Origin of the sequence: Haloferax namakaokahaiae, from assembly GCF_042663225.1 — an archaeon.
In the GTDB taxonomy this organism is placed as follows: Archaea; Halobacteriota; Halobacteria; order Halobacteriales; family Haloferacaceae; genus Haloferax; species Haloferax namakaokahaiae.
Genome location: NZ_JBHTAA010000005.1, coordinates 93,346 through 114,226 on the forward strand (window position 1 = coordinate 93,346; position 20,881 = coordinate 114,226).

Here is a 20,881-nt window from a genome sequence, read left to right on the forward strand (position 1 = left end):
GTCAGTAATCGTGAGTCCTGACGCTCCCCAGAAACAGTAAATATCATGAACGTTAATCCACATGAATGGGTGATGGTACCAATGCACTTGGAGAGGCTGTGTGGTAGTTTGCTCCCGCTTCAGTCCGGAATCGTCCCGCGGGGAACGCGCGCGTTCGTCTTCGACAGCATCTTCCAGGTGTTTCTCGTGCTTGGAACGCTGGTCGGTATCGTCGTTCTCGGCTACATGCTCTACAACGCCTACAAGTATCGTTGGGGGTCCGGAAACGGCGACAAAGTAGACGACGACCCGCTCGTTCTCGGCGAACTACCGACCGGCAGCGGCGGCGGCAGAAAACTCGCAACCTCGTTCTTCCTGAGTATGATTATCGTCGTCTCGCTCATCTCGTGGACCTACCTGACGCTCCTGTACGTCGAGGACGGCCCGCCGGGCGACGACGCCCTCGAAATCGAAGTCGAGGGCTACCAGTTCGGGTGGACCTTTACCTACCCGAACGGCCACACTTCTGAGACGCTCTACGTCCCGGAGGACCGGTCAGTTCGGTTGACGCTGACCTCCGCGGACGTCTTCCATAACTTCGGTGTCCAAGAGCTACGGGTGAAGTCGGACGCCATCCCCGGTCAGGAGACGACGACGTGGTTCATCGCGGACGAGACGGGGAACTACACCGCACAGTGTTACGAACTCTGCGGTGCCGGCCACTCCTACATGACGGCGGACGTGGTCGTTCTCTCGGCCGAAGAGTACGAATCGTGGTACGAACAGACTGAACAGACCGAGAACGGCTCGGCGAACCAGACGGAGAACGCCTCAGCATGAGCGACAAAGACTCGAAACGGACAGATGGGGGGACCGCCGTCGGCGACGACGTCGTCTCGACGCACGCTGACGACCACGACCACGGCCACGACTTCCCCGGCACGGGAAGCATCAAACGCTGGTTCATCACGACGAACCACAAAGACGTGGGGATTCTCTACATCGTCACGTCGCTGTTCTTCCTCGTCCTCGGTGGTGTCCTCGCGTGGCTGATGCGCATCCAACTCTGGGCACCGCGCGCCGCCGGCGAGACGATTCTCTCGCCCGTCGCGTACAACCAGGCCGTCTCTGCCCACGGCTTACTGATGGTGTTCTGGTTCCTCTCGCCGTTCGCGTTCGGCTTTGCGAACTACGTGGTTCCGCTCCAACTCGGCGCGAAAGACCTCGCGTTCCCGCGACTCAACGCGCTGAGTTACTGGCTCTACCTCTTCTCTGGTATCCTCTTCGGCGTCTCGTTCTTCCAAGGTGGCACCTTCTCGGGCGGGTGGACGATGTACGCGCCGTTGAACGTGCCCACGTTCACACCGGACGTGGGTGCATCGACGGCCGTCTTGGCCCTCGTTCTGTTCACCGCTTCGGTCACCGTCTCGTCGGTGAACTTCCTGACGACGATGCATCGCATGCGCGCTGAGGGACTCACCCTTCGCCGCATGCCCCTGTTTAGCTGGACGATTCTCCTCACGGTCTGGATGATGCTCTTCGCGTTCGCGGCGCTCTTGGCCGCGTTGCTGGTGCTCTCGTCGGACCGGTTGCTCGGGACGACCTACTTTGCGATGAGTTCGCCAGCGGGGTCGATGCTGTGGGCACACCTGTTCTGGTTCTTCGGCCATCCGGAGGTGTACATCGTCTTCTTCCCGGCGCTCGGCGTCATGGCGGAGGTGTTCCAGACGTTCACCGGTCGCCGCATCGTCGGCCGCAAGTGGTTCATCCTTGCGATGGTGCTCGTCGCCATCCAGTCGTTCGTCGTCTGGATGCACCACATGTTCCTCACGAGCATCAACCTGCAAGTGAAGACGCTGTTTATGGTAACCACCATCGGCATCTCACTCCCGTTCGACCTGATGGTGTTCGCGCTCATCTACACCATGTTGAAAGGGAAGATACGCTTCAAGACGCCGTTCCTGTTCGTCTTCGGGGCGCTCTTGCTCTTCATCATCGGCGGCATCACGGGCGTCTTCCTCGGTGCCGTCGTCCTCGACTACGAGTTCCGCGGCACCTACTGGGTCGTCGCTCACTTCCACTACGTCATGGTCGGCGGGGTGACGGCACTCATCGGCGGTCTCTACTACTGGTTCCCGAAGATGACCGGGCGGATGTACGACGAGTTCCTCGGCAAACTCCACTTTGCCGCCTACTTCATCGGGTTCAACCTGCTCTACTTCCCGCTGTTCATCGCGTGGGAGACGCCCCGGCGCGTCTTCGACTACGCGCCGGAACTCGCGCCGTGGCACCAACTCGCCACTATCGGCGGGTTCATCCTCGGCCTGTCGTTCCTCGTCATGTTCTACAACCTGTTCAAGAGCGCGTTCGTCGGCGAACCGGTCTCGGGGAACCCGTGGGAGTTCGCCACGACGGCGGAGTGGGCGACGACGTCGCCACCGCCGTTAGAGAACTTCGAGGGGACGCCCACCTACCGCAGCGGCCACTTAGAGTTCGTCGAAGACGGCGAGGTGATTCTCGACACCGGGTCTGACTTCGACTTGCCGTCCGGTGCGTCCGTCTCGGCCGACGGCGGTGTCGCAACGTCGTCGCAGACGATTCCGGCGAAAGCCGCGACGGCGCTCGAAACCGCCGAAGACGTCGGTCCCAGCCACGCGAGTTGGTGGCCGTTCGTCCTCTCGTTGGGGTCGTTCCTCGTTCTCCTCGGTCTCTCGGCCGTTCAGAACGCCTCGTTCCCGGACGGAATGATGGGTACGATGTACATGACGACGTTCGCCGTCGGTGGCTTCGTCACCCTCGGGTCGCTCGTCGCCATGGGGTTGGAACCCTTCCACGGGCCGGTCTTCGAAGAGCGAGAGGCGTGGCCCTTCGCGGGCATCGAGAACAAGAAAGTCGGCATGTGGATATTCCTCGCCTCCGACGTGGTGCTGTTCGGCGGGTTCATCGGCGCGTACATCTTCACGCGCGTCGCCTTCGGATGGACCGGGTGGGAGCCGGTTCCGTCGGACCCGATTCCGGGGCTGATGAACACCTACATCCTGCTGACGAGCAGTTTCACCGTCGTGCTCGCGCTCGTCGCCGCCGAGAAGAAACACCGTCTCGGGCTCGTGACGAGTCTCGCCGCGACGTTCGTCCTCGGCGTGGGCTTCCTCATCAACAAGGCACTGGAGTGGCAGCACCTCTTCCACGAGGGGCTGTGGCTCTCGACGAACGTCCGAACATCGACGTTCTTCCTGACGACCGGTCTCCACGCCGGGCACGTCATCGCGGGATTGCTCGTGACACTGTTCCTCATCTGGCGGGCCTGGAACGGTGCGTACCTCGAAGACAACGGCTCGGTGGAGTACTTCGGTCTCTACTGGCACTTCGTGGACATCGTCTGGTTGTTCCTGTTCCCGCTGTTCTACATCCTGTGAGGTGACGAAAATGGTCAATACAAAATTCTATACGGCGATTTACGTGGTATTGTTCGTCTCGGCGACGGTGCAAGTGCTGGTCGAGTTCGCGGGGCTCGATTACTGGATGGCTTTCGGCATCATCATCGCCCTCTCGGCGGCGAAGGCCGTCCTCGTCGCGGCCTACTTCCAGCACCTACGTTGGGAGCCTCGCTCGCTCACGTACCTGATTGGCATCGGTCTCGCGGGTGCGCTGGCGCTCACGCTCGCGGCGTCCTACTCGCTCCTATGACGGCCCCCACAGACGCCGACGAGGGCACGTCGATAGCTATCGCAGTCGGCTACGCGCTCCTCTTTTCGGTGCCTATCGGCGTCGGCGTGACGCTCATGATGACGAAGGTCGTCGCCGGCCCGCTCACGACGCCGCTCGTCGTGGGTCCCGGACTCGCCATCGCAGTCGTCGTCTTCGCGCTCGTCGTCGTCGCGGCGGTAACCGGCGAAGAGACGATTCACGCCGACCCCGCGACGAACGGCGACGAACACGCCTGAACGTCCGCCTCACGCCCCATTTCACGCTCCGGGCGTCCATACATTCTTATCGTGTGCAGTGGTACCAGAAGTCATGCGAACAGACTCGCTCGTCCTCGGCGCTTCGTTCCTCACGATTCTCGGCGGACTCGGTATTCTACTCGGGTCCGAAGCCATCGGCGCAGCAGAGATGTGGGTCGTCGTCGGTGGCGGCGTGACGCTCGTTGGTGTCGCGGTTCTCACCGCGACCATCATGCGCGTCCCGCATCCGGACGGTGCCGAGCACTGAGTGACGCCACCGAACACTGAGAGACGATACAGAACACCCGGACTCGGTTTTCGGTCACATACTGAAGCCGACGATGCCGAGGAGGAACAACGCCGCGTAGAGCGCGCTGAGCGCGCCGGCGACTTTCAGGTGGTAGACGAAGAGGTCCTCCGACTCGGCTTCGAACGCCTCGTCGTACGCCGCTCGTTCCGCTTCTGTCGGGTCGTGTTCCTCGCCGACGTGGAGGTCTCTGAGTCGAGCAGTGGTAAACGGTTGGCCGCAGTACGGGCACTGCGCAACGTCGGTCGCATCGGCCGGCACCGTCGTCTCGGGGACGAGTCGGTGTTCTACTCGCTGTTCTTCTCCCCCGTGCGTTTCGATTCGCTCGGTCATGTCACTCCCCCGCTGACGGTCGGTTGGGCGACCACCCACAGACTCGTCATCGTGTACGCGACGGTGACGACGACGAACGGATACTGGCTTCGGAGCGGTTGCAGTCGGCCCGTGAAGAGTTCGAACGAGCGCGTGTGCGCGATCCAGACGGCCAGCAGGTGGCCGAGAACGACGAACGCGAGTTGGAGCGACCCCAGCCACGACGGCAGGACGAACACTTGGAGCGCCGCGGGGGGCGACAGCGGATTCGTCGCCACCGCCACGAGCACCGGCGAGAGACCGAACACGTAGCCGGCGAAGTGCGCGAGGTGGTAGCCGGCGGCGATTGGGACGAGCGCGGGCGCGAACCACCCGGCGATGTACGCCGGGGTGACGTACGTCTCGGCGGTCTGGCGGGCGAACTTCGACGAGAGCCGGTAGGCCACGAAGAACCCGACGAACCCGCCGACGGCGGTGACGAACGCGACGAGCCACCCCGGCACGAACGCGAACGTGTCGAGGACGCCCTGCCACGCTCTCGTCGCCACGAGCCCGTCGTACGTCGTCACCCACAACAGCGCGACGACGAACGCCACGTCGTCGGGTCTCATGACGGTCCGATAGCGAGCCAGCGCCGACCCGGGCAAGCACATCGAGAGCCCACGGTCCGTCCGTTGAATCGGCGCGAGCAACCCGTACAGTCGAAACACCCGAGAGACGGGGTCCACGCGGTCGAACCACGTCTCTCCGTAGAGTAACGCCCCGGCGACCGTCACGGCCGAGTACGCGAGCACGACGCCGGCGAGCGCCCGGGGGTCGGACGCCAGCGGACTCACGACTTCGAGCCACACCAGTCCCAACAAGCCGGCGACGCTCGGCCACGCACCGAGCCGTTCGGGATACGTTCTCGATGGCACCGAGACCCACCGACGAACCGCGTCGGCGAGCGTCCGCCACGGGTTCACGAGCGGCCAGATATCGACGACGAGGTAGGTGAACATCGTGAATCCGGCCCACCAGAACACCCAGACGAGCAGGACGCCGAGATTGACGAACGCCACGGATGGTCCGAACAGGCCGAAGCCGACGACTGCGAGCAGGACGACCACCCCAGCGATTCGAAGGAGCGTTTCGAGCGCGCCGACAGAGAGCGGGATTCGAGCGCGCGTGCGGACGAACACGCCGAGCGCCTCGTCGTCGGTGACGAACACTGAGACGAGAAACGACGCGCCGACGATGCCGCCGCCGGCGACGACGACCAGCCAGAACGGCGCTGGCACCGAGTTGAGCGACCCCGCGAGCGACCCGGCGTGTGCCGCGACTGGCGTGGCGAAGCCAGCGACGAAGACGAGGATGCCGAACAGGAGTACAGAGACGCGCAGGGTGTGGGTCGATGGCGAACGTCCTCGACTCATCGCTCACCTGTCGCGGTCGGTCGGAAGACGAGCACGGCGACGGCGACGACGAAGACGACCGTCGAGAGGTCCACCGAAAGGATGCGAAGCGAACTCACGAGACCGGTCCCGCCGGCCGCCCCCGCCGCGAGAGACCCCGCGAGGGGGAACGCGCATCCGACACACGAGACGAGCCCGAGGACACCCGGCACCGCCGCGCGTGCCGTATCGAGAATCGTCGCGTAGACGAGATACGAGAGGGCGAGATACCCGACGACGTGGTAGGGAACGAGCATCACCGAGAACGCTTCGCCCGCGTAGCCGACGCGTGGTCCCCATCCCGGTGCGCCGAGGGTGAACTGCCAGCCAGTCTGGTGGTGACCGGCGGCGTGCGCGGCACTGCCGAGGAGGGCGTCGAAATTCACCGAGAGCATCCCAGCGAGACTCCCGAGAACGAGGAAGTAGGCGACGGCGAGTCCGCCAGCGACGAGTCTGGCTCGCCACGTCGCCGTCGGTGGGTTCGTCACGAGGACCGCGAGGAGTCCGACGTTTATCCAGACGAACGGATAGAGGACGTACCGTAACTGCTCGACGCGAACAGGTGTTGCGAACAGGTAGGCGGCGACGGCCAACGCCTCGAACCAGAGGAGGACGAGGAGCCACTTGAAAGTCGTCGATGGGAGTGCGAGGGCGAATCGCCGGTGTTTGGTCGTCATCTCAGAGCAGACCGAGCAGTCGGAGGCTGACGGTGACGACGAACAGCGCACCGAGCACCCACGACCCGACGAGGACGGCCTGCGACCGCTTTAACCCCCAACTTCGGGCGGTGTTGTACGACCCGTAGAACAGGTACGTGACGACGACGAGCACGGTCGCGCCGATGAGGAACGCACCCGCGGCGCTCGCCATTCCCTCCGGGATGCCGGCCCCACCGATGAACAGCACTGCGGCACCACCGAATCCCACCGCGAGAGCGAGGAATCCGAGCGAGAGCACCGCGGGGTTGCTCGACCAGCGACGCATCGACTCGCCGAGCGTCTCCCTTTCTCCCGTCACGAACGCGACGTGGTACTCACGGCGTCCGCGCCCGATGAAGGCGACGACGACCGCTAGGAGCACGAGTCCGACGACGAAGCCAGCGAAGAGAAATCCTTGTGCCATGTGAACGTACCTCTCTCATATATAATCATAGTCGATGATAATAGAGGTTCGCCTCGGGTTCGGGTGTGCTGGTTAGTCGCACGATGCGGGAGGAAACGTATCGCGGCGGCGAAACGTGATTCTTAAGGGTCACACGAATCACGTAGCGTGTATGAGCGACGAACCGCAGGCGGAGGCCGAGCAGGTCGATGAAGAAGTTGAGTCCGGTATTCAGGACGGAGACTTCGTCCGCCTCGCATACACGGTGCGCACCACCGACGACGGCGACGTCGTCGATACGACGAGCAAGGAAGTGGCCGAAGAGGCCGAAATCGACGTCGAGGGCTACGAGTTCGAACCCCGCGTCATCATCGTCGGCGCAGGTCACGTCTTCCCCGAAGTGGACGACGCCCTGATCGGCGCAGAAGTCGGCGACGAAGGCACCGTCGAGATTTCGGCGGCCGAGGCCTTCGGCGAGTACGACGACGACGAGGTTCGCACGGTCAGCGCGAACAAGATTCCCGAAGACGACCGCTACCCCGGCGCACAGGTCACCATCGACGGCGACCAGGGCCAACTCGAGACCATCATCGGCGGCCGCGCACGCGTCAACTTCAACCACCCGCTCGCGGGCAAGGACCTCGAATACGAGTACGAAGTGCTCGACATCGTCGATGACCGCGAAGAGCAGGCGTCCGGTCTCCTCGGCATGTACCTCCAGCAGGCCCCCGAGGTCTGGATCGAGACGGACGAAGTCGAAGAAGAGCAGGTCGTCGAGTCCGACGACGACGAGGACGAAGACGCAGAACCCGAGACGGAGACGGTCACCGTCGAGAAGGAGACGCTCTACATCGAAGCGACGCCACAGATGACGATGAACCAGCAGTGGATGTTCTCCAAGCAGCAGATTGCGCAGGACGTCATCCAGCGCATCGGCGTGGACCGCGTCATCGTCCAAGAGACCATCGACGGCGGCATGGGCGGCATGGGCGGTCTCGGCGGCATGATGGGCGGCGCAGCGGGCGCAGACATCGAAGAGGCTATCGAGGACGTCGATATCGACGCCGACGAACTCGCTGCCGAACTCGACGCAGACGAAGAGTAATCTCGACTCCGTCGATTCGAACGAATCGGCGGCTTCTTGCATTTCCCCACCTGCCTCGTAGCTATGGCTTCGTCTGACGACGCTCCGGACCTCTCACTGCGAAGTTCGAGCGACCTCAAAGTCGCCCTCGTCGCCGCCGCCTGTACGGTCGGACTGTCTCTCGTCCTCCGATACGGCTTGTCGGCCGAGGTTCCACTCTTCTATCGACTCTCGCCGCTCGCTCCCTACTTCGCGTTCGTCTTCACGCGCGGGGCGGCCCTCTCAGAGCGAGCGTGGCAACTCCTCATCGTCGCCGTGTCGCTCGTCACGCTCGGCGTGTTCGGACTGTAAGGGGCGTCTCGTCGCCCGCTCAGGCGATATCGCGGCTGGTGTCCACCGTGACGCGCTCGGAGAGACGTAGTTTGATGGTGTCTTTGAGCGCCTGTCCGCCGCGGAACTTCGGTACCGCCATCCGGTTTTCGACCTCCGACCCATCGACCGACGTCGAGAGGTCGAACACGATGTCGGCCATGTGTTCGGTCAGGTCGCGGTTGTCCGCCACCGACTCGCCTTTCATCCCGTGGAGGACGGTCAGGCCCTTCGTGTTGACCATGTGGTTCTGTAACTCGTTGAGGAACTTCCGGTAGCGCATGGTCTCTGCGTGTTCGAGCATGTCAACGACGTCGATGATGAGGTTCGCACCCTCTGGCAGGTCGCGGACGAGTTTGTGCGCCGAGTCGAGCGGCGCGTCGCCGCCGACGTCCCGGACCGTCGGATTTCCGGCCGGACCGGGGAACCGGTCGATGGCGTCCTGTACCGCGACTTCCGACCGGAGCGTCGTCAGCCACAGCGTCCCGCGCGTGGACGTGAGTTCGTACAAGAAGAGTTCTGACTGGCTGGCAGGGTCGGCCGACAGCAGGACGATGCTTCCGGCGGGGATACCGCCCCCGAGTTGCCGGTCGAGCACGTCGATGCCGCTTGCCAGCCGCTTCATACAACTTATAGTGAATGTCGTTCATATTAGCCCTTCTGGGCGAATCGCCCCGACGATTCGTTTATAAGCACCTCGTACATTCGCGTCAGAGAGCACCGGAGACTGCCCTTCGGGGACGGCACCGAGGACGGGCGCGTCGATGAGGTCGCCGAGCGCACTCGGTGCGATGCGCGACCGTGAGACCACCGCGCCGACGACGGGCGTCCCCACCGCGCGCGCCATCGCCGCCGTCTTCGCGGCATCTCGAAGCGCCGGGGCGCAGAGTTGGGTGACGATGACGACGCCGTCGGCGACGCGAAGCGGGACGGCGGCATCCGGTCCCGCCCCCGCCGGACAATCGACGACGGCGGGCACCTCGTCTTCGGCAATCGCCCGAAGCCACCGCTCGAACGCCTCGTCGTCGGTTCCGCGTGGTGCGGGGAGAATCGAGACGGACGACTCTGTGGGATGGGGTTTCGCCTCCGGAAACGCCTCGTCGCCGCGTTCGACGCCGACCATCGAGTGCAGATTGGGCATGTCGCGGTCGGCATCGACGGCGACGACCGCTCTCTCGACTGCCTGTGCGATTCCCACGGTCGTCGTCGTCTTGCCGCTGCCGCCTTTACCGCCCGCGATTGCCAACATAGCACGGGCTGGTCCCGGCTTGGTATTTGAAGGTCAGTGCTAGACGTCGCTACTTTATGTTCTGGATTTCAGTCATGCCCAATCGTGTTTTTCGATGCCTTCGTAGTGCTTGAGCCGACTCTGTATCTCGTACTTCTCCCAGTTACAATCATAGTACAGCACGTCTGCTAGCTCTGCAAAGGCACCTGAATTCAGCTCGATGCCTCGCTTGCCACGGTACGTAATGTACGATGCACCTCGAAGGTCGTCGTATACCGTTCGGGCAGTCGGATAGTCGTTGCCGATAGCAGAAAGTGAGAGGAGTGTGTCTCTATCCATCGGTGTTCCCCACTTGTGCTTTGCTATCAGCGTAGAGATGAGTGCACATTTCACCGATGGCTTGTCCATGCAAGTGCCAATCATCGTACTACTTAATAAAGCATGTTAATGAGTGTTCACACTAGTGGATACACATATGTACGTCCGATACATGTGTATTATACATGAGCCAGATGAACGCTGGGGCTGAGCGAGAGAAAACAAAACGGCTCCGCCACGAACATCCGAGCGGTTGGTTGCATCTGACGCAGCACGAGGCTGTACCAGTCCTCATTGATGCTGTTCTTGATCTCCCTCCGGGACGAGAGTTCAATAAGTCAGAGTTCGCTTCTCACGCGGGCGTCACGCGACAGACCGTTGGGAATTACACCGAACTGTTCCTTCAGGTAGGAATATTTGAGGAAGTAGACGGCACAAGTCCACAACGGTATCGTGTTGCTAACAGCAATGTTGTACGGGAGCTGTACGAACTGAATAGTGCGCTTAACGCTGTTGAGGCTGACGTATAAGCTCGGATTTTCGACCGCTCTAAGGAGACTGTTGCCTTTCTCTCTTATCAGTCGTGACAGCAACCGCCGGCTTCGCCACCGAAATCGACCGCCAGCGGTTCGGAGATTGCCTTGTTGACTGTTTCGAGTTCGGCGACCATCTCGGCTTGGGCGAGGAGGTACTCTTTCATGACCGGAATCGAGTGGAGTTCCTCCTGTGCGGCTTGGACCTTCTGGAGGTCTTCTTGGGTCGCATCACCGAGTTGGCGGGCGACGTTGAACTCCTCGCGCAGTTGGTTGAACTCGGAAATTTTCTCCTGGGCCTCTTCGTGGTCTTCGACCTTCGCCTTCGCTGCTTCGTACTCTCTGTAGGTCGGATGGTCGGCGATGACTTCGCCCAGTTCGCGCCCGAGTTCTTCGAGCCGCGTCGTCTGCGTGCTCATGCCCTCGCCTTGGGAGGCGAGCGGTTTCAACCTGCCGAACGGGGAACTAGACCTGCTCTTCGACGAACGAGACGACGTCGGACAACTCGTCGGGACTCACGCCGTGGGGCGCGCCGTAGGTCTGGAAGGTCACGTCCGCGCCGAGTTCGCTCAGGCGCTCTGCGGCGCGTTCGGCGCGGAACGAGGGGATAACTTGGTCCATCGACCCGGCGGCGATGAAGACGGGTTTGCCCGCGACGCCCGCGGGTTCGAGGTCGAAGTGCGACTCGGCGAGATAGCCGTGGAGGGCGACGACCCACGCGTAGTCCTCGGGGTCGTCGAGGAGCAGCGAGAGGCTGGTAATCGCCCCTTGGCTGAACCCGAGCAGGCCGATTCGGTCGGGGTCGATGTCGTACGCTTCGATAGCGCCGGCGATGGACTCGCGGACGAGTTCGCGCGAGCGTTCGAACTGGTCGTCGTGAGGCTGGCTCTTGTGGAGACCACCCTCGGAGAGGTCGAGTTCGTACCACGTGTAGCCGCCGTGGAGCGTATCGGGGGCGCGGAAACTGACGACGTGGAGCGTATCGGGTAGCTGCTGGGCGATTTGTAGGAGGTCCTGTTCGTTCGAACCGCGGCCGTGCAGGAGCACGACGGCCGGGGCTGGGCCTTCCGTTTCGGTCTTCGGCTCGACGTGGACGTGTTCGAGCGGTAGCTCGGTCATGGCCGACGCTATGGCGTCGCGGGGCTTCAATACCCGAGTGACAGCGGCGTAACCGGGTGGCGGAGGGTGGGCCGCTCAGTCGGTCGGCTTCGGTCGCCGAACGCCGAGGACTGCCCCACAACTCTTGCACATGAAGAGGTCTGTTTGTTTGACTCCAATCGTGACGTTTCGCTTTCTGAGGCCCTCGATGGTCGGCACGGACTTGCCGCGAACGACGTCGTCCGCGCCTCGAATCGGTTCGCCACACTCCGGACACTCGGTCAGTTCCATCTCTTCGGTCGCTTCGTGGACGTGTTCAGTATCTCCTGTGTGCGTGTCGGTAACCATTCACATACTGTAGGTGCGCTATCGAGTAAGCCTCTGCGGTCAGCGGACGGCGACGCGCACGAGCGCGCTGGGTTCAAAACGGTATCTCTCGGGGGGTCATCGACCGGCTTGCGGTCGGTCGAACGTCCCCTCGAAATTTGCCGGTGTGTGGGCGTGTGACGCCCCTTCACCCGGAAGCGCCGTCGTTAAACGTCTTCATCGGTAACAGGGGGCCAATGAGTCAGGACGCCTTGTCGGACGGGGACCTCAGAAACACCGGGATGTCCCTCAAACACGACCGAGAGTGGGACTACGAACTCGAACGAATCATCGAAACCATCGAGGAACGCGACGCCAAGCGCGTCGGCCTGCAGTTTCCCGAGGGGCTGAAGCGCCGCGGCCCGGCCGTCGCCGACGACCTTCGCCAACTGTGCGACGACGACGTGACGTTCATGCTCTCGGGCCAGCCGTGTTACGGCGCGTGCGACCTCGACACCTACCTCATGCGCCGAACCGACGTGTTCGTCCACTTCGGCCACTCGCCGATGAAGGAGTCGGATAAAATCATCTACGTCCCGCTGTTTTCCAACGTGGACCCCTTCCCGATTATGGAAGAGTCGCTCGACGAAATCGAGGGCGACGAGGTCGGTCTCGTCACCACCGCCCAGCACATGAACCGCTTCGAAGACATGTGCGAGTGGCTCGAAGAGCGCGGTTACACCGTCCAGACGCGCAAGGGCGACGACCGCCTCACCTACGAGGGACAGGTTCTCGGCTGTAACTACGCCTCCGCGGACATCCCCGCGGACGACGTGCTCTACGTCGGCGGCGGGAAGTTCCACCCGCTCGGACTGGCGATGGAACACCCCGAGAAGAACGTCGTCATCGCCGACCCCGTGAACAACGTCGTCACCATCGCCGACACGCGCAAGTTCATGAAACAGCGCTATGCATCTGTGCACAAGGCGATGGACGCCGAGAAGTGGGGCGTCATCTTCTGCACCAAAATCGGACAGGGCCGCATGGAAATCGCCGAAGAAATCCTCGAAAACAACGAGAACGCCTACCTCATCACCATGGACGAGGTGACGCCGGACCGCCTGCGCAACTTCAACATGGACGCGTTCGTCAACACCGGGTGTCCGCGCATCACCACCGACGATGGCCCGCGCTTCCACAAGCCGATGCTCACGCCGCAAGAGTACCGCATCGCCGTCGGCCAAGAACCCCTCGACGCGCTCGAATTCGACACGTTCCACGGCACGTGGTAATCTGACGGCGGCGTCCGGTTTGTCAGCCAAAACTTCTTTTTAGGCTGACTTTTCATCTGATGTATGGTCCCTTCACGAAGCACCGCGATTGCGGGACTCGGACTCGCTTCCCTCCTCGCATTCGTCGGCGTCGCATCTGCACAATCGGTCCCGGCAGGGTCGGTCGAGACTGCCTCCCAACTGTCGCCAACTATCCGCGGGGCGGCCACGTTCATCGTTGACCTCGTCGTCGGCGGAATTCTCGTCGCGGCCGCGCCTCGGTACACGCGAAACTCGATTGCCAACATCCGAGACAACCCCGGCGAGTCGCTCGTCTGGGGACTCGGTCTCGGCATCGGCGGGGCAATCGTGATTTTCATCCTCGCAATCACCGTCATCGGACTCATCGTCGCCATCCCGGCGGGCATCGCACTGGCGATTCTCGGTATCGTCGGCGGCGCTGTCGCCACCGTCCTCCTCGGCAGCGTCCTCGGTGAGGTGGCGACCAGCGGGGAACTCTCACTCGCGCTGGCACTCGTCGTCGGCGCGTTCGTGGCCGCGGTCTTGTCCGTGATTCCCATCCTCGGCGGACTGGTGATGTTCGTCGTAGACTCCCTCGGACTCGGAATCGTCGGGAAACAACTCTACACGTCGTGGTCCTCCTAACCGACGCCCCCAATCTTCTCGTCCACTTCGCGCGAGCGGTAGCCCTCTTCTTCGTCGCCGGGTTCGTCCTCGTCTCGGTCGCTCCCGCGATGCTCGCCCGCCGCGCCGACATCCTCCGCGAGCGCTCGCTCGCGTCGGCGGGACACGGGTTCGTCTTCCTCGGTCTCGTCATCGGTCTCCTCGACGAGGTCTCGACGGCACTGGCGGGCGTCAGCATCGTCTTCGTCTACACCGCTGCCGTCGTCGGCGCGGTCGTCGCAGCGGTCGCGCTCGGAACCAAAATGTTCCCGTCACGACCACTCGGTCAGACGTTCGTCGCGGGCGCAGTCTCGCTGACGATACTCGGAGCGATCCCGCTCGCGGGCCAACTGGTCGTCTGGTTCCTCTCGCTTGCGGGGGTCGGGACGATTGTAGTCGAGACGAAACAGCGGGTGCGTTGACTCCGATTTCCACACTCTCCCCACCACAACATTCACGGCCTTCTCTGGAGAACCGGACAGATAGATGCCGACGACCCACCTCGCTGTTCTCGGACTCGAAATCCAGCGGGTCGTCACCCCGCTCGAAGACGGCCGCGTGACGGCTGACCGGGCCTGCGTGGTCCGCGACGTCGCCGACCCCGAGTTGGGACACGACCCAGCGGCGTCCACGCCCGGACGGCCGCGCGTACACGCACACGCGGCACAACAGGTCATCGACGCGCTCTCGACGCACGTCGGCGCGTCCGACGAACACCCCGACGAAGCGCGCTTGCCGTTCAACGGCTCGTTCGCCGATCTGTACGCCGAAACGACTGCACTCCTCCGCGAGACGGCCGCAGATGGCCCTGTGACGGTCAATCTCGCGGCCGCACCGCCACAGGTTGGAGCGGCGTTCTACGCCGCGCGAACCGCCCTCGTCGAACAGGGCGTCGTCTCGCGCGACGACATCTCGCTGTGGACGATTCCGGCCACCGAACACCGTGACCTCGCGGCTATCGATGTACTCCGAACGCTCGTCACGAACGCCGAGGACGCGCTCGATACGCTCTCGTCGTTCGAGACCACGGCGAACGGGCCCGTCGCAGAAGCGGTCGCCGAACCGGTTCGAATCGCCCTCGACGACCTCCAACTCGCCCTCGACGAGGCGACGGGGACATCCTCCAGCGGCACGCGCCGTCGCTCGGTCCGGCGTCAGTCGAGCAATGGCTCTGCGTTGGGGTCGATGTCGTCGTACCTCGACCGCGCGCGCGACCAACTCTCGACGCTCGTCGAGGCGGACGAACCGACACCGGACCCGGAGAACACCCGCGACCCGTACGCGCTGCTCGACGCGTTCGACGACTGGCTCGAAGCCGAACTCGGCTTACTCTCGCAGGTCGAAGAAGAACCAACTGAGTTGGTCGAGCGCTTCCGCGAGAGCTGTGAGGCGCGTTTCGGCAAGTTCGAAGACGACGCCACCGTCTCGCTGTTCGCGTCCCTCGACCGCTTCGAAGCACACCTCGAGTCGTACCTGCAGGCGCGCGAGCAACTCGGGGCGGCACACGAGTCCGTCGCGTCGGCGACGACGACCCTCGCCTCGGGCGTCGAAGAGGCGACAGACCGCCTCACAGCCCTCGACAGCGACGGCGCGACGGTCGGAACGACGGTCCAGCCGCTCGATGCGCACTCGCTCGCCCCGCTGAGCGACCTCGAAGCGACGGTGCTTCACGTGCTCTCGACCAGTCCGCCGCGCTCTCGTCAGCGAACCCGACGGGCGCTCGCCGCGCTCCTCAGAGAGCGTGCCGAACATCACGGTATCGTCGCGGGCGCACGTGACGAAGACGAACGCTCCGCGTTCGAAGCGTTCTGCGTCACCATCGCCCGCGACTCGGACGCTGGCGACGAGTTCGAGACGCGACTCGCCGACGACCTTCGAGCGCGGTTCGACGTCGCGGTCGAAGGGCTGTTCGCGCACGGGTTCGTCCAGACGAGAGAACGCGAGACCGGCCGCGACGCGCTCGAACTCGCGCCGGCGGGCCACCTCTGGACCGAGACGTCCGACGAAGAACTGTTGCGAGAGACGGCAATCGACGACCTCCTGCGCGATTGCGTCGAGCGTGCCGACGATTAGACGCTGGATTCGACGTGTTCGACCGCTTCTTCTGGCGTCTCACACTGTTCGAGCCAGTCGTTCGAGCTGATGCCGTGGGTTCGGATGCCGGCGATGGGTCTGTCGAACACCTGCGCGTAGCCGATCTCTGAGAGGGTTCCACCCGCGCCGTCGATGGCGATGACCGCATCGCCGTTCATCACGACCAGCGCGTTGCGGGCGTGGTTGAGACCGGTTGCGATAGCGACATCGACGTGTTCGTTCGCCGCTTGTCGGTCGTCACCCGGGAGGATACCAATCGTGGTGCCGTCGGCTTCGTTCGCGCCGCGACACACGGCTTCCATCACGCCACCGAGACCGCCGCAGACGACGGTGTGGCCGCGTTGGGCGAGCAGACGGCCGAGGTCTTCGGCGAGTGTTTCGACCGGTTTCGAGACGACGCTGCCGCCGACGACGCTCACGCGCATCGGCTACCGGCCTCCGTTTGGGGTAATCGACTCGGAAGGGACATAGTACGGCCCACTGGTCCGAGCGGTATAAAACGAGACCACACTGCCAAATCGTCGCGTCGGCTACCAGTCGTCTTCGGAATAGTTCTCGTCGTCGAGCGGCGAGACCGGTGTCCATCCACCACAGGCGCGCATCGTCTGAGCCATCGAGGAGAAATCTGCCGTCTTCTTGTGGGGGGCTGACATAGCTCTGTAGATGCGGTGTGGCACTAAATAGCTTTGCTGGATACTAGGTTATATTACCAATACCTTTCAGAACGTTATTGTGGCATATAATGACGTTATAATATCGGTGGCGGTTCGCGGTATCCGTCGAGAGCGGAACGTTTAGTCCCTTCCCGCGTGCACACGAGGGCATGACAGTGAGCGATTGGAGCGACTGGCTTCCGCGAGCGGTCGAGGACGCAGACCCCGAGACCGTCGCAATCTGGTATCTCGGTTGTAACGGCTTCGTGCTGAAAGGCAGCGAAGGGACGACCGTCTACATCGACCCCTACGTCGGACTCGGTGACCCACCGCGGACGATTCGCATGATTCCCGTGCCGTTCGACCCCGCAGACGTGACCGAAGCCGACGCCGTGCTCGCAACGCACGAACACACCGACCACGTCCACGGGCCGAGCCAAGCGCCCATCTTGGAGAACACCGGCGCGACCTACGTCGGTCCCGACGACTCGCTCGAAGTCGCCCTCGACGACGAAGCGTGGCTCGACGACTACGACCTCTCGGAAGACCAGTTCGAAGAGGTCTCAGAGGGTGACACCATCGAAATCGGCGAGTTCACCGTCCACGTCGAACCCGCTTACGACCCCGATGCGACCCACCCAGTCTCGTACGTCTTCGAACACGAGTCCGGCACGTTCTTCCACGGCGGCGACACCAAACCCGCCGACGAGTTCGCCGACATCGGCGAGCGCTACGATATCGACCTCGGCGTCCTCGCGTTCGGGACGATTGGCAACATCGCGGACAAGCAGACCGGCGACCCAGTTCGCACGAAGTGGTACAGCGACGAGAACCAAATCGTCGAGGCCGCGAGCGACCTGCAACTCGACCGCCTCCTCCCGTCGCACTGGGACATGTGGAAAGGCATGACGTCTGACCCTAAAATCCTCCATCACCACGCCAAGAGCTTCGAATTCCCGGCGTCACTCGAACTCGTGGAGATTGGCGACCGGGTCGAACTCTGACCGCTCGAACGGAAAATCGATATAAACGCCGAACAGAAAATCGGGTGACGCCACCGCGATGGGTTCGTCGCCCCGGATGTTTTATAATCTCTGTCACGGAACAGGCGCGCATGAGTCATTCGTCTGAGGAAGTCGTCTCCGTCTCTGACGGCGACGTAACGGTAGACAAGGCATACACCGCCGACGAGTTCCCCGTCCCTGCCATCAAGTTCGAAATCTCCTCTACGTTCGACGAAGAGGCACGAATTCGAATCATCGACCGAATTCCGGAGTCGTTCCCCATGGAGAGCGTGGGCTTCCACCCCGACTTCGAGAGCGAGAACTGGACCGCCTACAAGGACCACCGCGTCGAGTACGAGCGAACGCTCGAACCCGGCGAAGACCTCGTCACCGTCTACGGTATCCGACTGACAGACGGCGAATCTCCCGACTCCTTCCTCACCGAACCGACACTCGAACGCGTCCCGGTGGACGACGGACTCGACCCCGACGACATCGACGACATCCTCGGCGAAGACCGAAGTCAACTCGTGCGCGACGTTCTCGCGGGCAACCGCGACCCGATTCGCGCCGACGAAGCGGCCGACGACGGCGCTGCGAACGCGTCGGCCGGTCCCTCCGACGAAGACCTTGCGAGTACGTTCGGTCGCACGGACGAGGGCGAACCTGCCGCCGCCCACGACGACGCCGAAATCCTCGACGACGATGGTGACTCCGAAGACGTGGATGCGGACCACTCGGATGACGCCCACGCCGAAGTTCTCGACACGGACGAAGACGCCCCTGCCGACCCCGAAGAGAGCGTCTCCGACGAAGACGAGGACGCGGAAGTCGCCGCGGACGACGAGCAGGCCGAAGCCGAGGCAGAACCCGTAGACGAGACCGACGACGCGACCGAGACAGATGCGCCCGCCGAAGCCGACGCGCCCGCGGCCGACGAACCGATTGCGCTCGGTGGCGACGACGCCGAAGACGCCGACGACTCGGCGGACGACGACGGGTACGTCGATGCCGAGCAGGCACTTATCGACGCCGCCGCGGAAGAAGTCGAGTCCGAAGTCGCCGACGACGCCGACGACTCGGCTGGCGATGAGCGTGCTATCGCCGACGACGAGGAACCCTCGGGCGACTACGACTCATCGCCCAAGGAATCGGTGAGTCGAGACGACGCAGCACCGGCCGCCGACCCGCACGTCGAAGGAAGCCTCGCGGCCGCACTCGCCGCCGAGATTCGTGACGGGAGCGTCGATGACGACGACCTCGAAGCCCTTCGTGACGCCGTTGCGACCGAAGAACAGCGAACGACGGACGTTCGTATCAGTCACCTTCAGTCGCGCGTGAGCGACCTCGCGGCCTACTCGGACGCGCTCGCGGAGTTCATCGACGACGAGGGGACCGGCGAGGAACTCATCGAGGGCTTCCGCGCCGAACTCGCCGACGTGAAGTCGGATATCGACGCGCTCGATACGATGGTAGACGACGCCGTCGAGACGGTCGATGACTCCGTGACGCGAATCGACTCCATCGAAGAGACGCTCGCCGACGTGGACGCTCGTGCCGACCGGACCGAGTATCGCCTGACCGACCTCGACCAGGACTTCGAGGAACACGCCGACCGACTCGACGACCACGACGAGACGTTCGACGAGTTCGCCGAGCGTCTCGACGAACAGGAAGACCGCATCGAGACGGCCTCGAACCACATTCAGGCGGGTTCGAACCGACTCGATTCGGTCGAAGCGTCGATTTCCGAGCACGGCGAGGAACTCGACTCGGTCGAACAGACACTCGCAGAACAGCGCGACAGTCTCGAATCGGTCGAACAGACGCTCGATGAACACGGCGAAACCATCGACTCGGTCGAGCAGACGGTCGCCGAATACGACACCGAACTCGACTCGCTCCGCGAGCAACTCGACGACTTCGACGCTCGCGTTTCGGACGTGCTCGAACGTCTCGATAGCGTCGAATCTAACGCCTCGGAGGCACAGGAGACGGCCGCCAACCTGCACGCCGAAGTCGGCGAAATCCGCGAGGATATCGCGTCGCTCGACGGCGACGTCGTCGATGCTCGCAAGGCAATCGAAGCCGATGTCGAGGACCTCAAAGGTGACGTTGACGACCTGAACGAAGCGGTGGCGGAACTCGATACGTTCCGCGAGCGCCTCGCCGGTGCCTTCGGAACCGGAATGGGCGGCGCACCCGACGAAGAGTAACTTCCCGAAACGCAACCTGTTTAGCGCACCAGTCCGACCATCCGATGATGACAGAGACGGTGCGCGTCGCTGTTCCGCGTAAGGGACGCCCCCTCGAAGCGGTTCTCGAACGGTTCGCAACGACCGACGAGGCCGCGGCGGTGGCGGACGAAATCACCTCGACACTCCGATTCGAGAAATCCGTCACGAAGGGCCATACCCATCCAGACCACGACGTCTACGAGCGTCTGGCCGAGTACAGCGACCTGACTCATTCTGCGGCCCCGGAGTACACGCTCCTCCGCGACGACCGAGAGGGGATGCCGCGCCGCATCGTCTTCGATAGCGTCGAACTCGAATTCGACGAGGTAACTATCCACCTCGTCGGCCGCGAAGAGCCGTTTCGCGCGCTCCGCACACACGAATTCGGTCTCGGATTCGACAGCGCAGACCTCGTCCTCGAAGAAGTGGTCAAACTCCGCCCCGACGGCATCGGCAGTATCGCCGATATCAACGCCCGAATCGACCCGATGGACACCGACGTTCGGGTCGTCTCCGGACTCGGCGATACGGTCTACCACACGCTGATGGCCGACCCCGAGATTCTCCCGCCGAAGTCCGACCTCGACCGCGATTTCGTCGCCGACTACGCGGGCGACCTCTGTATCTCGCCGCGCTACGAACGCCTCGTAGAGGCCGTTCTCGGCACGCGCTGTCTGGACGAGGTTGAGTTCGTCTACCCTGACGAGGGCCCGGAAGAAGAGGCGTCGATTGCCGAGACCGGACTCGGCGTCTACCTCACGATGACCGGTTCGACGGCACGCGACTTCGGACTCGTTCTCGGTGAACACCTCTTCCCGAGCGAGACGGTGCTCATGGAGAACGTCGCGGAGGCCACGGAGGCCGCAGAAGCCGTCAAGGAAATCGTCGCCGGCCCCGAGTTAGAGACCGCACTCCGAATCTAACTC

Annotated in this window: 27 protein-coding genes; 15 read left to right on the forward strand and 12 right to left on the reverse strand. The window is 63.2% G+C overall.

Annotated elements, in window-relative coordinates; all coding sequences use genetic code 11:
• Nucleotides 1-81: 81 nt before the first annotated feature.
• The 5 genes from coxB (at nt 82) to ACFQJC_RS07935 (ending at nt 4,191) form a co-directional block, all read left to right on the forward strand.
• Nucleotides 82-819: a cytochrome c oxidase subunit II gene (coxB, locus tag ACFQJC_RS07915; RefSeq protein WP_390222779.1), complete on the forward strand. Its 738-nt coding sequence runs from the start codon at nt 82-84 to the stop codon at nt 817-819.
• Complete coding sequence (locus ACFQJC_RS07920; protein ID WP_390222780.1) at nt 816-3,395, forward strand: cbb3-type cytochrome c oxidase subunit I; 2,580 nt, start codon at nt 816-818, stop codon at nt 3,393-3,395. The genes coxB and ACFQJC_RS07920 overlap by 4 nt, the downstream gene beginning before the upstream one ends.
• 10 nt (nt 3,396-3,405) lie before the next feature.
• Nucleotides 3,406-3,666 (forward strand): cytochrome C oxidase subunit IV family protein, encoded by a 261-nt coding sequence (locus tag ACFQJC_RS07925; RefSeq protein WP_390222781.1) that lies wholly within the window; start codon nt 3,406-3,408, stop codon nt 3,664-3,666.
• Nucleotides 3,663-3,923, forward strand: coding sequence for a hypothetical protein (locus ACFQJC_RS07930; protein WP_390222782.1), 261 nt, complete (start codon nt 3,663-3,665; stop codon nt 3,921-3,923). Before ACFQJC_RS07925 ends, ACFQJC_RS07930 begins: the two co-directional genes overlap by 4 nt.
• Nucleotides 3,924-3,996: 73 nt before the next feature.
• Complete coding sequence (locus ACFQJC_RS07935) at nt 3,997-4,191, forward strand: hypothetical protein (protein WP_390222783.1); 195 nt, start codon at nt 3,997-3,999, stop codon at nt 4,189-4,191.
• Nucleotides 4,192-4,245: 54 nt separating this feature from the next.
• Here ACFQJC_RS07935 and ACFQJC_RS07940 read toward each other — a convergent pair whose 3' ends face one another.
• From ACFQJC_RS07940 to ACFQJC_RS07955, 4 genes are read right to left on the reverse strand one after another with little or no spacing between them, the layout of a single operon-like run.
• Nucleotides 4,246-4,563, reverse strand: a complete 318-nt coding sequence (locus tag ACFQJC_RS07940) for a DUF7410 domain-containing protein (protein ID WP_390222784.1) — start codon at nt 4,561-4,563, stop codon at nt 4,246-4,248.
• Nucleotides 4,560-5,957, reverse strand: coding sequence for a hypothetical protein (locus ACFQJC_RS07945; RefSeq protein WP_390222785.1), 1,398 nt, complete (start codon nt 5,955-5,957; stop codon nt 4,560-4,562). Before ACFQJC_RS07945 ends, ACFQJC_RS07940 begins: the two co-directional genes overlap by 4 nt.
• Nucleotides 5,954-6,652, reverse strand: coding sequence for a DUF7546 family protein (locus ACFQJC_RS07950; RefSeq protein ID WP_390222786.1), 699 nt, complete (start codon nt 6,650-6,652; stop codon nt 5,954-5,956). The genes ACFQJC_RS07945 and ACFQJC_RS07950 overlap by 4 nt, the downstream gene beginning before the upstream one ends.
• Before the next feature lies 1 nt (nt 6,653).
• A complete protein-coding gene (locus tag ACFQJC_RS07955; RefSeq protein ID WP_390222787.1) occupies nt 6,654-7,097 on the reverse strand; it encodes a hypothetical protein in 444 nt (147 codons plus the stop codon).
• Nucleotides 7,098-7,248: 151 nt separating this feature from the next.
• Here ACFQJC_RS07955 and ACFQJC_RS07960 point away from each other — a divergent pair, with 151 nt between their 5' ends.
• Together ACFQJC_RS07960 and ACFQJC_RS07965 are read left to right on the forward strand one after the other, a co-directional pair.
• Nucleotides 7,249-8,181, forward strand: coding sequence for an FKBP-type peptidyl-prolyl cis-trans isomerase (locus ACFQJC_RS07960; protein ID WP_390222788.1), 933 nt, complete (start codon nt 7,249-7,251; stop codon nt 8,179-8,181).
• A gap of 63 nt (nt 8,182-8,244) precedes the next feature.
• Nucleotides 8,245-8,511, forward strand: coding sequence for a hypothetical protein (locus ACFQJC_RS07965; RefSeq protein WP_390222789.1), 267 nt, complete (start codon nt 8,245-8,247; stop codon nt 8,509-8,511).
• 19 nt (nt 8,512-8,530) lie between these two features.
• On the opposite strand, the gene ACFQJC_RS07970 is transcribed toward ACFQJC_RS07965, so the two are convergent.
• The 3 genes from ACFQJC_RS07970 to ACFQJC_RS07980 form a co-directional block, all read right to left on the reverse strand.
• A complete protein-coding gene (locus ACFQJC_RS07970; RefSeq protein WP_390222790.1) occupies nt 8,531-9,154 on the reverse strand; it encodes an RAD55 family ATPase in 624 nt (207 codons plus the stop codon).
• 21 nt (nt 9,155-9,175) lie between these two features.
• Nucleotides 9,176-9,778, reverse strand: coding sequence for a MinD/ParA family ATP-binding protein (locus ACFQJC_RS07975; protein WP_390222791.1), 603 nt, complete (start codon nt 9,776-9,778; stop codon nt 9,176-9,178).
• 72 nt (nt 9,779-9,850) lie between these two features.
• Nucleotides 9,851-10,165, reverse strand: coding sequence for a hypothetical protein (locus ACFQJC_RS07980; protein WP_390222792.1), 315 nt, complete (start codon nt 10,163-10,165; stop codon nt 9,851-9,853).
• A gap of 95 nt (nt 10,166-10,260) precedes the next feature.
• Here ACFQJC_RS07980 and ACFQJC_RS07985 point away from each other — a divergent pair, with 95 nt between their 5' ends.
• Complete coding sequence (locus tag ACFQJC_RS07985) at nt 10,261-10,605, forward strand: hypothetical protein (protein WP_390222793.1); 345 nt, start codon at nt 10,261-10,263, stop codon at nt 10,603-10,605.
• Nucleotides 10,606-10,652: 47 nt separating this feature from the next.
• Here ACFQJC_RS07985 and ACFQJC_RS07990 read toward each other — a convergent pair whose 3' ends face one another.
• From ACFQJC_RS07990 to ACFQJC_RS08000, 3 genes are all read right to left on the reverse strand, one after another.
• A complete protein-coding gene (locus ACFQJC_RS07990; RefSeq protein WP_390222794.1) occupies nt 10,653-11,027 on the reverse strand; it encodes a YlbF/YmcA family competence regulator in 375 nt (124 codons plus the stop codon).
• A 46-nt stretch (nt 11,028-11,073) separates the two neighbouring features.
• Nucleotides 11,074-11,727 (reverse strand): alpha/beta hydrolase, encoded by a 654-nt coding sequence (locus tag ACFQJC_RS07995; protein WP_390222795.1) that lies wholly within the window; start codon nt 11,725-11,727, stop codon nt 11,074-11,076.
• A gap of 75 nt (nt 11,728-11,802) precedes the next feature.
• Nucleotides 11,803-12,054 (reverse strand): hypothetical protein, encoded by a 252-nt coding sequence (locus tag ACFQJC_RS08000; protein WP_390222796.1) that lies wholly within the window; start codon nt 12,052-12,054, stop codon nt 11,803-11,805.
• A gap of 215 nt (nt 12,055-12,269) precedes the next feature.
• Between ACFQJC_RS08000 and dph2 the strand changes: the two genes are divergently transcribed.
• The 4 genes from dph2 to ACFQJC_RS08020 all read left to right on the forward strand — a co-directional run bounded on the left by dph2 (nt 12,270) and on the right by ACFQJC_RS08020 (nt 16,040).
• Nucleotides 12,270-13,304, forward strand: a complete 1,035-nt coding sequence (dph2, locus tag ACFQJC_RS08005; protein ID WP_390222797.1) for a diphthamide biosynthesis enzyme Dph2 — start codon at nt 12,270-12,272, stop codon at nt 13,302-13,304.
• 63 nt (nt 13,305-13,367) lie between these two features.
• The gene (locus ACFQJC_RS08010; RefSeq protein WP_390222798.1) at nt 13,368-13,949 is read left to right on the forward strand and encodes a DUF8173 domain-containing protein; all 582 of its coding nucleotides are present in this window, start codon (nt 13,368-13,370) and stop codon (nt 13,947-13,949) included.
• Nucleotides 13,937-14,389, forward strand: coding sequence for a DUF8173 domain-containing protein (locus tag ACFQJC_RS08015; protein WP_390222799.1), 453 nt, complete (start codon nt 13,937-13,939; stop codon nt 14,387-14,389). The genes ACFQJC_RS08010 and ACFQJC_RS08015 overlap by 13 nt, the downstream gene beginning before the upstream one ends.
• A 64-nt stretch (nt 14,390-14,453) precedes the next feature.
• Nucleotides 14,454-16,040, forward strand: a complete 1,587-nt coding sequence (locus ACFQJC_RS08020; RefSeq protein ID WP_390222800.1) for a hypothetical protein — start codon at nt 14,454-14,456, stop codon at nt 16,038-16,040.
• Here ACFQJC_RS08020 and ACFQJC_RS08025 read toward each other — a convergent pair.
• Both ACFQJC_RS08025 and ACFQJC_RS08030 read right to left on the reverse strand, forming a co-directional pair.
• Nucleotides 16,037-16,486 (reverse strand): TIGR00725 family protein, encoded by a 450-nt coding sequence (locus ACFQJC_RS08025; protein WP_390222801.1) that lies wholly within the window; start codon nt 16,484-16,486, stop codon nt 16,037-16,039. The two genes, ACFQJC_RS08020 and ACFQJC_RS08025, sit on opposite strands and share 4 nt — an antisense overlap.
• A 105-nt stretch (nt 16,487-16,591) precedes the next feature.
• Nucleotides 16,592-16,714, reverse strand: coding sequence for a hypothetical protein (locus ACFQJC_RS08030; RefSeq protein ID WP_390222802.1), 123 nt, complete (start codon nt 16,712-16,714; stop codon nt 16,592-16,594).
• 170 nt (nt 16,715-16,884) lie between these two features.
• On the opposite strand from ACFQJC_RS08030, the gene ACFQJC_RS08035 reads away from it, so the two are divergent.
• From ACFQJC_RS08035 to ACFQJC_RS08045, 3 genes are all read left to right on the forward strand, one after another.
• Entirely contained in the window at nt 16,885-17,718 is an 834-nt protein-coding gene (locus ACFQJC_RS08035; protein WP_390222803.1) for an MBL fold metallo-hydrolase, read from the forward strand.
• 110 nt (nt 17,719-17,828) lie between these two features.
• Nucleotides 17,829-19,934 carry a coiled-coil domain-containing protein gene (locus ACFQJC_RS08040; RefSeq protein WP_390222804.1) on the forward strand — a complete coding sequence of 702 codons (2,106 nt, stop codon included), beginning with the start codon at nt 17,829-17,831 and terminating at the stop codon, nt 19,932-19,934.
• 47 nt (nt 19,935-19,981) lie between these two features.
• Nucleotides 19,982-20,878: a hypothetical protein gene (locus ACFQJC_RS08045; RefSeq protein ID WP_390222805.1), complete on the forward strand. Its 897-nt coding sequence runs from the start codon at nt 19,982-19,984 to the stop codon at nt 20,876-20,878.
• Nucleotides 20,879-20,881: the final 3 nt, after the last annotated feature.